The sequence below is a fragment of the Microbacterium sp. UCD-TDU genome (assembly GCF_000340625.1).
GTDB classification, from domain to species: Bacteria; Actinomycetota; Actinomycetes; order Actinomycetales; family Microbacteriaceae; genus Microbacterium; species Microbacterium maritypicum.
Genome location: NZ_KB454446.1, coordinates 1,015,202 through 1,027,197, shown reverse-complemented (window position 1 = coordinate 1,027,197; position 11,996 = coordinate 1,015,202). Strand labels below are relative to the sequence as shown.

At 69.3% G+C, this 11,996-nt stretch carries 14 protein-coding genes; 7 read left to right on the top strand and 7 right to left on the bottom strand.

The window, feature by feature from the left end; genetic code table 11:
- Window positions 1-12: 12 nt before the first annotated feature.
- Together D514_RS27850 and D514_RS38460 are read left to right on the top strand one after the other, a co-directional pair.
- Window positions 13-423, top strand: a complete 411-nt coding sequence (locus D514_RS27850; protein WP_031205744.1) for an MmcQ/YjbR family DNA-binding protein — start codon at window positions 13-15, stop codon at window positions 421-423.
- A 36-nt stretch (window positions 424-459) separates the two neighbouring features.
- Window positions 460-828: a VOC family protein gene (locus tag D514_RS38460; protein WP_081603867.1), complete on the top strand. Its 369-nt coding sequence runs from the start codon at window positions 460-462 to the stop codon at window positions 826-828.
- Between the two features lie 790 nt (window positions 829-1,618).
- On the opposite strand, the gene D514_RS39385 is transcribed toward D514_RS38460, so the two are convergent.
- From D514_RS39385 to D514_RS27830, 4 genes are all read right to left on the bottom strand, one after another.
- Window positions 1,619-1,744, bottom strand: coding sequence for a hypothetical protein (locus tag D514_RS39385; RefSeq protein WP_269078427.1), 126 nt, complete (start codon window positions 1,742-1,744; stop codon window positions 1,619-1,621).
- A gap of 250 nt (window positions 1,745-1,994) precedes the next feature.
- The gene (locus tag D514_RS38070) at window positions 1,995-2,294 is read right to left on the bottom strand and encodes a hypothetical protein (protein ID WP_017829621.1); all 300 of its coding nucleotides are present in this window, start codon (window positions 2,292-2,294) and stop codon (window positions 1,995-1,997) included.
- On the bottom strand, window positions 2,291-2,599 hold the full coding sequence (locus tag D514_RS27835; protein ID WP_017829620.1) for an SAV_915 family protein: 309 nt from the start codon (window positions 2,597-2,599) through the stop codon (window positions 2,291-2,293). The genes D514_RS38070 and D514_RS27835 overlap by 4 nt, the downstream gene beginning before the upstream one ends.
- Before the next feature lie 53 nt (window positions 2,600-2,652).
- A complete protein-coding gene (locus tag D514_RS27830; protein WP_017829619.1) occupies window positions 2,653-3,240 on the bottom strand; it encodes a hypothetical protein in 588 nt (195 codons plus the stop codon).
- A 126-nt stretch (window positions 3,241-3,366) separates the two neighbouring features.
- Between D514_RS27830 and D514_RS27825 the strand changes: the two genes are divergently transcribed.
- Both D514_RS27825 and D514_RS27820 read left to right on the top strand, forming a co-directional pair.
- Window positions 3,367-4,599: a glycosyltransferase gene (locus tag D514_RS27825; protein WP_017829618.1), complete on the top strand. Its 1,233-nt coding sequence runs from the start codon at window positions 3,367-3,369 to the stop codon at window positions 4,597-4,599.
- Between the two features lie 6 nt (window positions 4,600-4,605).
- The gene (locus D514_RS27820; RefSeq protein WP_017829617.1) at window positions 4,606-5,829 is read left to right on the top strand and encodes a glycosyltransferase; all 1,224 of its coding nucleotides are present in this window, start codon (window positions 4,606-4,608) and stop codon (window positions 5,827-5,829) included.
- A gap of 29 nt (window positions 5,830-5,858) precedes the next feature.
- On the opposite strand, the gene D514_RS27815 is transcribed toward D514_RS27820, so the two are convergent.
- Both D514_RS27815 and D514_RS38945 read right to left on the bottom strand, forming a co-directional pair.
- Complete coding sequence (locus tag D514_RS27815; RefSeq protein WP_144052976.1) at window positions 5,859-6,392, bottom strand: hypothetical protein; 534 nt, start codon at window positions 6,390-6,392, stop codon at window positions 5,859-5,861.
- 37 nt (window positions 6,393-6,429) lie between these two features.
- Window positions 6,430-6,591 (bottom strand): hypothetical protein, encoded by a 162-nt coding sequence (locus D514_RS38945; RefSeq protein WP_017829615.1) that lies wholly within the window; start codon window positions 6,589-6,591, stop codon window positions 6,430-6,432.
- Between the two features lie 86 nt (window positions 6,592-6,677).
- Here D514_RS38945 and D514_RS27810 point away from each other — a divergent pair, with 86 nt between their 5' ends.
- Window positions 6,678-7,652: a GlxA family transcriptional regulator gene (locus tag D514_RS27810; protein ID WP_017829614.1), complete on the top strand. Its 975-nt coding sequence runs from the start codon at window positions 6,678-6,680 to the stop codon at window positions 7,650-7,652.
- Between the two features lie 37 nt (window positions 7,653-7,689).
- Here D514_RS27810 and D514_RS27805 read toward each other — a convergent pair whose 3' ends face one another.
- A complete protein-coding gene (locus D514_RS27805) occupies window positions 7,690-8,391 on the bottom strand; it encodes an NRDE family protein (protein ID WP_017829613.1) in 702 nt (233 codons plus the stop codon).
- A gap of 68 nt (window positions 8,392-8,459) precedes the next feature.
- On the opposite strand from D514_RS27805, the gene coaBC reads away from it, so the two are divergent.
- Window positions 8,460-9,773 (top strand): bifunctional phosphopantothenoylcysteine decarboxylase/phosphopantothenate--cysteine ligase CoaBC, encoded by a 1,314-nt coding sequence (gene coaBC, locus D514_RS27800; protein WP_081603901.1) that lies wholly within the window; start codon window positions 8,460-8,462, stop codon window positions 9,771-9,773.
- Window positions 9,751-11,958 carry an ATP-dependent Clp protease ATP-binding subunit gene (locus tag D514_RS27795; RefSeq protein ID WP_017829611.1) on the top strand — a complete coding sequence of 736 codons (2,208 nt, stop codon included), beginning with the start codon at window positions 9,751-9,753 and terminating at the stop codon, window positions 11,956-11,958. Before coaBC ends, D514_RS27795 begins: the two co-directional genes overlap by 23 nt.
- The last annotated feature ends 38 nt before the right edge of the window (window positions 11,959-11,996 follow it).

Here is an 11,996-nt window from a genome sequence, read left to right as displayed (position 1 = left end):
GACGATGTCGGGATGGTGACGATCGACGACGTGCGCGGGATCGCCCTCGCACTGCCGGGGGTCGAGGAATCGGTGAGCGGCCACACGGGCGCGGCGGCCTGGCGGCTCAAGAGCGGCCAGTTCGCGTGGCTGCGCGGGCCGAGCGCGACCGATCTCAGGCAGCTGGCGGAGCTTGGGCGGGAGCGGCCGGCGGGCGTCGTGCTCGCGGTGCGGGTCGCCGACCTGGAGGAGAAGGAGGCGCTGCTCGCGGCCGAACCGGAGGCACTGTTCACCATCCCGTATTTCCACGGATATCCGGGACTGCTCGTGCGTCTCGACACCGTCGACCGCGACCGGCTGGCGGAGATCATCACGGACGCCTGGCTCGTGCGGGCACCCGCGAAGGTCGCGAAGGAGTGGCTGGAGGCGCGCGGCTGGGAATGACTGGATCCCCGCCCGTGGGTCGGTTAGAACGGGAACATGACTTCAGACGTTACGGGCATCGGTGGCCTCTTCTTCCGCAGCAGGGACCCGGAGGCGAGGGCCGCCTGGTACCAGGAGCATCTCGGGATCAGCGCCGGTCACACCGGGATCTGGCAACAGGATGCGGGCATGACCGTGTTCGCGCCGTTCCCCGCCGACAGCGACTACTTCGCCGCCGACCAGCAGTTCATGCTCAACCTGCGCGTGGCCGACATCGAGCAGCTCGCCGCGCGGCTCGAATCCGAAGGCATCCCCGTGGAGCGCCGCGACGAGTGGAACACCGAGGAGTACGGCACGTTCGCCCGCATCCACGACCCTGAAGGTCTCGCGATCGAGCTGTGGCAGCGGCCGGCGGAGTCGGACTGATCCACCCGTCGGCAAGCGGGCGCTCTCAGCTCCGCAACGCGCTCTCGGCCGTGCGCATCGCGACGGTGCCGTCGGCCAGGGTATGCGCTGCTCGGGAGAGTCGCGGAAGAAGGAGACGACGGCAGCCACCGCCGCCGGGTCGGAGCCCAGGTGATGTGCATCGACGATCACGGGTGCGCGTCCCGCGACCGAGACCGCCAGCTTCGGCCCGTAGGGCCCGACGGGCGTGACGGTGCCGATCTCCTCCCAGGAGGCCTCGAGCGGCGCGGATCTGCGCACCCCGTGGAGGCCGCGCTCGTCGACCGCGAGGCCGAGCGGCCGGCGAAGTGACATGACCTCTCGCCCGAGACTGACGAGGGAGACGGCCGCGAGGAGGTACGGTCCCCAATCGAGCAGGCGACTGCTCATCGTCGGAAGGCCCAGGATCTGGACCAGGTAGGTCATGGCGGCGGGAAGGAGGCCTGCCATGGGGATAAGCCACTGAGTGGTACGTACTCCGCCGGGCGGCGCGAACCGCAGCGGGCCGGTCTCAGCGATCCGGATGAGGCGTTCACGCATTGACCGGACCCAGAACCAGAGCGCGACCGCGAGCGTCGCGGCGTACACGGTCAGCGAGAGCAGGACGAGCCGGAAACCCGGGCGTGCGTCCACGACGGCCAGTAGCAGAGGCACCAGCGGAAGCACGCCGACAACCACGAGCGCCGCGGTCGGGAAGCGGCCGTTCGGATGGACTGACCGCGATCCGTCGACGATGCGTGGAGAACGAGCGACAGTGTTCATCGGCATCCGTTCAGCCTGCCAGCTGGGGCGGTTGCCAGAAGCGCGTGCCGTCCGCCAGCCACTCGTCGATCGACTCGCGAGCATCGATCGGCACCCACGCCTCCCATGCCCAGGTCGCCGCGGAGCCGACAGCCACCGTGGCAACCACCGCACCCCCGATCACCCATCCGACCGGTCCGCCGGCCGCGGCGATGGCGCCGCCGGTCGCGGGGTTGCCGGAACGGAGCTGATCGGTAAAAGTGTCACGCTTCGAGTTCTCCCCACCACGTGCCGACGCGGGTTGCGAGGTCGTTGTACGTGGCGACGCGCGACAGGAACGCGTCCCACGCCGCCGTCGACTCGGGCTCGGATGGCCGGCGGATCGCCGGGGATGTTCAGGTCAATGCTCATGACTTGTCCAGCTCCTCCTCGATGTCGCGGATCTCGTCCGCGATCTCTTCGTTGGAGAGGGTCAGGTCGTTGAGCACATCGTGCGTGACGGCCGACAGTGCGCGTGTCGCATCATTCGCTACGCCGGCTGCTTCGGCCCCGGCCGAAGCGATCAAAGCAATGATCGACGTTGCGATACCGGCGTCCGGTGTGGACGGGAACTCCCCGAGCTTGGTGTCAAATTCGTCGACACGGGCGACAACCTCCTTCAGTCGGAGCTCCATCCCGTCGCGATCCATATAGATGTCCGTCATCATCTGAGCCGTCCGCCTTGTCGTAGAGAGATGGGGACGGGGACGTCGAATGCCACCACGTCGAACGGTTGCACGCGCTTCACTCGGCCGAGATCAGGCGTCGCCAGCATGACCCACGGCTGTTGTTCTCCGCAGCATGCCGCGAGTCGATCGAGCGCCGTATGCGCCAGCAGACCCGACCGCCCGTCTGTCAGCGGGTGCACGGTGAACCGCTGCCCTTGGCCTTCGAGATTTTCGCTCACCGGCAGATAGAGCACCGGCGGAACGATCGTGCCGGCGGCCGGCTCGCTCTGGTGGTTAGTCCACATCTCGTTACCCCCCTGGGTTGCGGATCTGCCCAGGTCCTATTCGAGGGTGTGCCTCAGGCGGGATCGAGTCGCAGCACGTCGGGCGATTCCCCACCCGCGAGGTCGTCGGCGATGCGGAGGCTGCGCGCCAGGTCGTCGAGTGCACCGATCAGCGTGCCGAAGCGTTCCTTGTCGCTGCACACCGCCGTCAGGGTGACAAGGTGCGTTCCCGTGTCCCAGGTGTAGGTCGCGAAGGGCGGTGACGCCGGCGAGGGCGGCATCGGGACCAGCAGCTTCTCGCCCACCCCGAGCCGGGTGGGGAACGACTCGGTGTCGTCGTAGTCCATCGGCATCGAGGCGCGTGCGATGCGCACGTCCGGGGTCAGCACCTGCGCGGTCGCCATCGCCACGATCAGTTCGGGCTCCGCGTTCCACGTCCACACCAGCACGCGGCCGTCCGCGCGCTTCATGAGCATCGGCGCCGCCTGGCTCATCGCCCACGCGCCGAACTTCGACCCCGGCCGCTCGGTCGCACCCACGGCCGCGTTGACCTGGCCGAGCAGCATCCGGATCGCTGCCTTGCGGTGGCGGCGCCCCTTCCAACCGAGCGAGTCCGTCACGGGAATCCACAGCTGGGGATCGGCCTCGGCAGTCAGTCGCATGACTCCACGGTATCGGCTGGCGCCTGGGCGATGGCCGGTACGCCTCGGCCGTGCGATCAGGCCCCTCGGGTAGAGTGGCCAGCGCCCGACCAGGGCTCTTCCTTGGCCGCCACATCGTAAGGCAGCATGTCTGTGACCTCCTCCGACGATCCGATCGATCCGTCGAGCGGCTCCGCCGCCGAATCCTCGCCCCGACCGTTGAAGATCGTGATCGGCTGCGACACCTTCTCGCCCGACATCAACGGCGCCGCCCGCTTCGCCGAGCGTCTCGCCGCCGGCCTGGTGCAGCGCGGCCACGACGTGCACGTCGTGGCCCCCAACCAGGCGTATCGGCGTACGCAGCCGCACACCGAGGTGATCGAGGGCGAGCCGATGACCCTGCACCGGCTGCCGTCGCTGCGCTGGGCACCGCACGACTGGCTGCGGTTCGTGTGGCCGTGGCGCTCGAAGCACTATGCACGCAAGGTTCTCGACCAGGTGCAGCCGGATGTCGTGCACATCCAGTCGCACATCGTGATCGGCCGCGGGCTCGCGTACATCGCGAACGAACGAGGCATCCCGGTCATCGCGACCAATCACGTCATGGCCGAGAACATCCTCGACCACACGACCATGCCGAAGTTCATCGACGACCTGGTGCTCAAGTTCGCCTGGGCGGATGCGAAGCGCACGTTCGACATGACCCGCGCCATCACCACGCCCACGCGCCGCGCCGCCGACTTCCTCGAGAAGACCGTCGAGGTGGAGGGCGTCATCCCGGTCAGCTGCGGCATCGACCGCACGCAGTACACGCCGGTGATCGCCCCGCGCGAGAAGAACAGGATCATCTTCGTCGGCAGGCTCACCGCCGAGAAGCAGGTCGAGGTCATCCTCAAGGCGATGACGAAGCTCGACCCGGCGCTCGCCACGACGTTCGACATCGTCGGCGGCGGCGATCAGCGCAAGCAGCTGGAGCATCTGACGGCGCAGCTCGGCCTGGCCGATCGCGTCACCTTCCATGGCCGCACGAGCGATGAGGAGCTTCGCGCGCTGCTCTCGCGAGCGAGCCTGTTCGTGATCGCCTCGATCGCCGAGTTGCAGTCCATCGCGACCATGGAGGCGATGGCCTCGGCTCTGCCGATCGTCGCCGCGGATGCCGTCGCCCTCCCGCACCTCGTGCACGACGGCGAGAACGGGTACCTGTTCGAGCCCGGGAACGTCGATGAGCTCGCCGCACGTCTGACCGACGTGCTCACCGCGGAGCCTGCGGAGTACGAGCGGATGCAGCGGGCCTCGCTCGACGGCGTCGCGATCCACGACATCAACCGCACCCTCGACACGTTCGAGGCGCTGTACCGCGACGAGCCGCTGCCGGAGTAGCCCGCCATGCACATCGTCTTCTTCGGCGATCAGCACCTCGACTCCCTCGGCGGAGCTCAGGTGTCGATGCGACTCCAGCGCGAGTTCCTCGAGCGCGCCGGACACACCGTCACGGTCGTCGCTCCGAAGATGCACGGGTCGCGGTCCTCGTCCGGCTCGCACGGCGGGGCGTACGTCGATCTGCCCTCGATGCCGATCACGAGCGACCGCGAGTACTCGATGAGCTGGCCGGGGCGTGCGACCGACCGTTTCCTCGACAAGGCCATGACCCGCCGGCCGCCCGTGGATCTGGTGCATGTCCAGGCCGATTTCTGGGGCGCGTTCATCGGGCACCGCTACGCGCAGCGCCACGGCATCCCGGTCGTGCACACGATGCACAACCGGGTCGATGTCGGCATCGCGGCCGTCACTCCGCTGCATCGTCCGGTGCTCGTCGCATTGAACACGTGGCGCGGCATCGCGATGCGCGGCGTCGCCACGAGCAGCGGGCGCGACCGGGTGCGCGGCAGCGACGGGTGGGCGTTCCTGCGCGGCCTGGCCGCCGGGGCCTCCGCCGTCACGGCGCCGTCGACGCACTTCGCCCGACGCCTCGAACAGCACGACGTCTTCCCTCACGTCGATGTGATCTGGAACGGCATCGACGACGACCTGCGCGCGCAGACGCTGGCACAGGGACCCGCCGAGCGTGCCCCCGGGCGCCCACGGTTCGTCTGGCTCGGTCGGATGAGCCCCGAGAAGCGGCTGCTGCCGTTCCTCGAGGCGTTCGTCGCCTCGGGGGTCGACGCCGATCTGGAGATCATCGGTGGCGGGGCCCAGCGTGCGGCCGCCGAGAAGATCGTCCGCGGACGCGACGGCGTGCACTTCGCCGGACGGCTCACCTACCCGCAGACCCTGGCGCGGATCGCCGCCGCCGACGCGCTGGTGCAGACGTCGATCGGCTTCGAGACCCAGGGGATGACCCCGTTCGAAGCCGCCACGCTGGGGACGCCGTCGGTGATCTGCGACCCCGACATCGCCGCCGAGCTGGGGGGCGGGCTCTGGGCTGTTCCCGACGCGGCCGGTGAAGACCGGCGGACCGCCGCGCTCGCCGAGACCCTGCGGCAGGCCGCATCCGACATCGCCGACGGCACGGCTCCGACGCCCCTTCCGGAGGTCGCCGAGGCGTTCCGGCAGTCATCGCGCACGGCGGCGATGGTCGAGGTCTACGAGCGGGTGCGCGCCGGCGGCTGACCCGGTGGCTTCCCGGAGCGGGCGCCGGCTCAGTAGTACTGGTACAGGGCGATCGTGAGACCGGTGAAGGCGAGCCCGATGGCACCGGCTCCTGCCACCCCGATGGCGATCCCAGCGAGCATTCGCGCGGAGGAACGGCGCACCGCCACCAGTGCCAGCACCAGCGCCACGACGTAGGTGAAGAAGCTGAGGATGCCGATGCCGTTGTCGAGGGCGAGCATGAACTCGAACCCTCCGTCGCCGCTGTAGACCAGCGGCCGGGCGACGGCACCGAACAGGTTGACGGCGAGAGTGGCCACCGCGATCACGAAGGCCGTGACGCCGAGCGGGTTGCCCTCACGGGCCTGAGCCCGGTACGCGAGGTGACCGGGGAACAGCGGGCTCGCGGGCGTCGGGTACGCGGTCGGGTGTGCCGTGGGAGGAGCCGGGGCTCCGGAGGCCGGGGCGGGGTGCTGCGGGGCGGTCGCATGCGGTGCAGCGGCTGGGTGCGGGACCCCCGGATACTGCGGCGCGGCGGGCAGATGCACGGCGGGCGGAACGGGAGGCTGCTGAGGCTCGCTCATGACGACGAGCGTAGCCCCGGGTGCTGTGCCGCGGTGATCAGCGATAGACGTGGCCCGATTCGGCCTGCTGGTCGATGTCGCGGCCGGCGACGCGCGTCCAATCGGTGGGAGTGCGTCGGTAGCCGTCGCGGCGCAGCTCGATGACGGTGGCGACGGTGGCCCACGCGGCGAGGATGAGGAGTGCGATGAGGAGTACCATGGCAGAAACGCTACGTTCGATGTCGAACCGCCACGAGTGGCAGGATTGACTATCAACGTCAGAAAACCGCCAACGGGAGTGTGAGAATGAAGACGGTCGCCTGCGTCATCCAAGACGGATTCGCACCCTTCGAGTTCGGCGTCGCCTGCGAGGCGTTCGGCCTGGACCGCGCCGATGACGGCGTGCCGAACTTCGACTTCCGCATCGTCGCTCCCCGTGCCGGGGTCGTGACCTCGAAGATCGGCTTCTCGGTCAACGTCGAGCACGATCTGACCTTCGCGTACGAAGCCGACCTCGTGGTGTTCTGTCCCCTTCCTCGCGAGCGGTGGGGCGACATCGACCCGCTCCTGCTCGACGTCGCCAGGCACGCGGTCGACCGTGGCGCCTGGGTGATGAGCGTCTGCAGCGGCTCGTTCATCCTCGCCGCGGCAGGAGTGCTCGACGGTCGGCGCGCCACCACGCACTGGATGTACGCGCACGTCATGGCTGAGATGTACCCGGGGATCGACATCGACCCCGACGTGCTGTTCGTGCAGGACGGCAAGATCATCACGAGCGCGGGAACGGCCGCAGGGATCGACGCGTGCCTGCACCTGCTCCGGCAGGAGGTGGGCGCCGAGCTCACCAACCGCATCGCCCGCCGGATGGTCGTGCCGCCCCAGCGCGACGGCGGCCAGGCACAGTTCATCGACCGTCCTATCCCGGTGGTCCCGACCGACTCGCTGGCCGCCGTCGCCGACTGGGCGGTCGCGCATCTGCGCGACGACCTCGGCGTCGACCGGCTCGCGGCCAGGGCGTTGATGTCGCCGCGCACCTTCGCCCGCCGCTTCAAGGCCGAGTACGGTGCCACGCCCGCGGCCTGGCTCGCGCGTCAGCGCATCATCCACGCGCAGCGGATGCTGGAGCGCACCGACCTCCCGCTCGAGCACATCGCCGACGAGTGCGGATTCGGCTCGGCGGCCGTGCTCCGGCAGAACTTCGCCAGGGTGCTCGGCCTGACCCCGACGGCCTACCGCGCGCGGTTCTCCTGCGCCGAGGAGTCGGCGGCGCCCGCAGCCTGAGCCGGGATCGGACCGGACGAGTAGCCGGTCGCGTCGGCTACTCGGTCCAGTGCGCCGGGGTCGGGAGGGTGACGTCGCGCACCTCGACACCGTCGCCGGTGACCGTGGCGACGCAGTAGAGCAGTGACTGCGTCGGGTAGCCGTGCGGACGGTTGTCGCGGATGATCGCCCGGTCGTCCTCCGGCGCAAGGGCGGTCGAGGATGCGAGCAGCGCGGTCCACTCGGCCGTCCAGTCCGCGCTGTCAGCGGTCGGCCCGAGGGCGCGGAACTCCGGCAGCCAGGCCTCGATCCGCGGGGTCGTCACATCGTCGAGGTCGTCGTGGGCGATCATGTGCGTGCCCGGATCGATGGGCGTCTCACGCAGCTCGACGCCGTCCCACGACAGCACCCTGGCGCCCTCCGGCCGCACTTCGAGCAGATTGAAGCCATGCATCGACAGCGGCGCGACGGGGGAGCGGCCGCTGACCGACTCCAGCGCGAGGGCGCCGCGCGAGACGACGTGCGCCTCGGGGAGGCCCTGCACATCCGCGCGGTTCAACAGCACCGCGAGGCGACGCTCGGCGGGATTCGCGGCGAGCCAGGCTCCACCGGCCCGACGGTCGCGGATCCCGATCACGCCGGGGTGCTCCTCGGGCCACCAGGCTCCGAGGGAGTCCCACGCCCGCAGCGGGTCTTCGTCCCGGACCGCGAGAAGTCGTGCGGAACCGGCATTCTCGACATCGATCACGACCGTGCACACGGTGCCAAGTCTAGGTCGAGGATGCCGGCGTCGGCCCACGACGGCGGATGCTGGGGCAGAATCGAGACGTGAACATCGTCGTCGGAGTCACAGGCGGCATCGCCGCGTACAAGACGGTGCACCTCGTGCGCCTGCTCACGAAGGGCGGGCACGACGTGACCGTGGTGCCCACCGAGGATGCGCTGCGCTTCGTGGGTCTGCCCACGTGGGAGGCGATCAGCCGGCACCCGGTGACCACGAGCGTGCACGACGACGTGGCGAAGGTGCGGCACGTGGCCCTCGGCCAGGCCGCCGAACTCGTGATCGTCGCCCCGGCGACCGCGAACTCGATCGCGAAGATCACCGCGGGCCTCGCCGACGACCTCCTGGGCACGACGCTGCTCGCCACCGAGGCCCCGGTGCTGCTCGCCCCGGCGATGCACGCGGAGATGTGGCGGAACCGGGCGACGCAGGCGAACATCGCCACGCTGCGGGAGCGCGGGGTTCATCTGGTCGGACCCGCCGACGGCGAACTCGCCGGCGGCGACAGCGGTCCCGGCAGGATGTCGGAGCCGGAGGAGATCTTCGCCGCCGCGCAGGCGCTGCTGACTCCTGGCGACCTCGCCGGGGTGCGCGTCGTGGTCTCGGCCGGCGGCACGCGGGAACCGATCGATCCGGTGCGCTTCCTCGGCAATCGCTCCAGCGGGAGGCAGGGGGTCGCGCTCGCGGCCGAGGCCGCCGCCCGTGGGGCCGAGGTCACCCTGGTGTCGGCCCATATCTCCGGCGATGTGCTCGCCGAGGCGCGGCATCCGTCGATCCGCATCGTGCCCGTCGGTGCCGCCGCCGACCTCGCTGAGGCGATGACGCGTGAGTCCGAGGTCGCCGACGTCGTCGTGATGGCGGCGGCGGTCGCCGACTACCGACCGGTGCAGGTTTCGGAGCGCAAGCTCACGAAAGAGGGCGGCGGGGTGCCGGCCATCGACCTGATCGAGAACGAGGACATCGTGGCGTCTCTGGCCGCGGCGCGGCGACCGGGGCAGCTCGTCGTCGGCTTCGCCGCGGAGACCCCCGAGGATCAGGCCGAGATGCTCGCCCGCGCGCGCGGCAAGCAGCAGCGCAAGGGCGTCGACGTCCTCGTGGTGAACGAGGTCGGATGGGAGCGCGGCTTCGAGTCCGTCGAGAACGCGGTGCACATCCTCGGGCCAGGGGGCGTCGAGGCGGGTGCGGCTTCGGGGTCCAAGCGGGCGGTCGCCGCCGCGATCTGGGGTGTCATCGCAGAGCAGCGCGTGCTAAACTTGAGTCAACAACACTCAACTTTGATCCCGTCTTCCGATCCGGCAGGTGGGAGACGACCAGAAGGAGCATCTCCAGGAGGAGCGCATGACCACCCCGCAGACCGGTAACCAGAATCAAGAGCAGCAGTCCGCCCTCGAGCAGTTCGGCATCAACCTCACCGACCGTGCCCGCGAGGGCAAGCTCGACCCCGTGATCGGACGCGACAGCGAGATCCGTCGCGTCAGCCAGGTGCTCACCCGCCGCACGAAGAACAACCCCGTGCTGATCGGTGAGCCCGGAGTCGGAAAGACCGCCGTCGTCGAAGGCCTCGCCCAGCGCATCGTCGCGGGCGACGTCGCCGAGTCCCTCAAGGACAAGGAGCTGGTCACGCTCGACATCTCCGCACTCGTGGCCGGCGCCATGTACCGCGGGCAGTTCGAAGAGCGGCTGAAGCAGGTGCTCAAGGAGATCACCGAGTCCGACGGTCAGGTCATCACGTTCATCGACGAGCTGCACGTGCTCATGGGGGCGGGCGGCGGCGAGGGCTCGGTGGCTGCGTCGAACATGCTCAAGCCCATGCTGGCCCGCGGCGAGCTGCGCCTGATCGGTGCGACCACGCTCAACGAGTATCGCGAGTTCATCGAGAAGGACGCCGCTCTCGAGCGCCGCTTCCAGCAGGTGTACGTCGGCGAGCCGACGGTCGAGGACACGATCGCGATCCTCCGCGGCCTCAAGGGGCGGTACGAGGCGCATCACGGTGTCACGATCTCCGACAGCGCCCTGGTGGCCGCGGCCGCACTGTCGAGCCGGTATCTTCCTGCACGCCAGCTTCCCGACAAGGCGATCGATCTGATCGACGAGTCGATGTCGCGGCTCAAGATGGAGATCGACTCGTCGCCGGTCGAGATCGACCAGCTCAAGCGCCAGGTCGACCGGATGAAGCTCGAAGAGCTCGCGCTGAAGCGGGAGAAGGACGCCGCCTCCAAGGAGCGACTGAGCACTCTGCGCGAGCAGCTCGTGGGCATGGAACGGCAGCTCGCCGAGCTCGAGGCCCGCTGGGCGCGCGAGCGTCAGGGGCTCAACAGGGTCGGTGAGCTGAAGAAGCAGCTCGACGACGCGATCACCCAGCGCGATCTCGCGATGCGCAACGCCGACTACACGAAGGCCTCGAAGCTGGAGTACGAGACCATCAAGCGGCTGGAGCGCGACATCGCCGAGGCCGAGCAGGCCGAGGCAGCGACCCCCGCCGAGCCCCGCATGGTCAACGAGCAGGTGACCGATGAGGACATCGCCGCCGTGATCGCTGCGTGGACCGGCATCCCCGTCGGGCGTCTGCTGCAGGGCGAGAGCGAGAAGCTGCTGCACCTGGAGAACGAGCTCGGTAAGCGCCTGATCGGTCAGAAGGATGCCGTCAAGGCGGTGTCGGACGCGGTTCGACGCTCGCGCGCGGGCATCAGCGACCCCGGTCGCCCGACCGGTTCGTTCCTGTTCCTCGGACCGACCGGTGTGGGCAAGACCGAGCTTGCCAAGGCCCTGGCCGAGTTCCTCTTCGACGACGAGCACGCCATGGTGCGCATCGACATGTCGGAGTACGGCGAGAAGCACTCGGTCTCGCGACTCGTCGGCGCCCCTCCCGGGTACGTCGGCTACGAGCAGGGCGGTCAGCTGACCGAGGCCGTGCGGCGTCGTCCGTACAGCGTGATCCTGCTCGACGAGGTCGAGAAGGCGCACCCCGAGGTGTTCGACGTGCTGCTGCAGGTGCTCGACGACGGTCGGCTGACCGACGGGCAGGGCCGCACGGTCGACTTCTCGAACGTGATCCTGATCCTGACATCGAATCTGGGATCGCCGATCCTCATCGACCCTGTGCTCGCACCCGATGAGAAGCGCGACCAGGTCATGGCCCTCGTGCGACAGGCGTTCCGGCCGGAGTTCCTGAACCGTCTCGACGATATCGTGATGTTCTCGGCTCTGAGCGAAGACGACCTCGCCCAGATCGTCGAGCTGTCGATCGACCAGCTGCACAAGCGTCTGAAGGATCGCCGGCTCACGCTCGCGGTCACCCCGGACGCCCGGTCGTGGCTCGCCGAGCGCGGGTACGACCCGATGTTCGGCGCCCGACCGCTGCGCCGCCTCATCCAGAGCGAGGTGCAGAACAAGCTGGCCACCGCGCTGCTCTCGGGCGGCGTGCACGACGGCGACACGGTGCGGGTGGATGTGGCCGCCGACGGGATGGGCCTCGTGCTCACCTCGACGACGCCCGAACCCGCGGCCGACGACGATGTGATCGAGGCCGAGCTGCTCGAGGACTGAGATGCTCGAAGACTGAGCATCACCGCGTGCACAAGAGC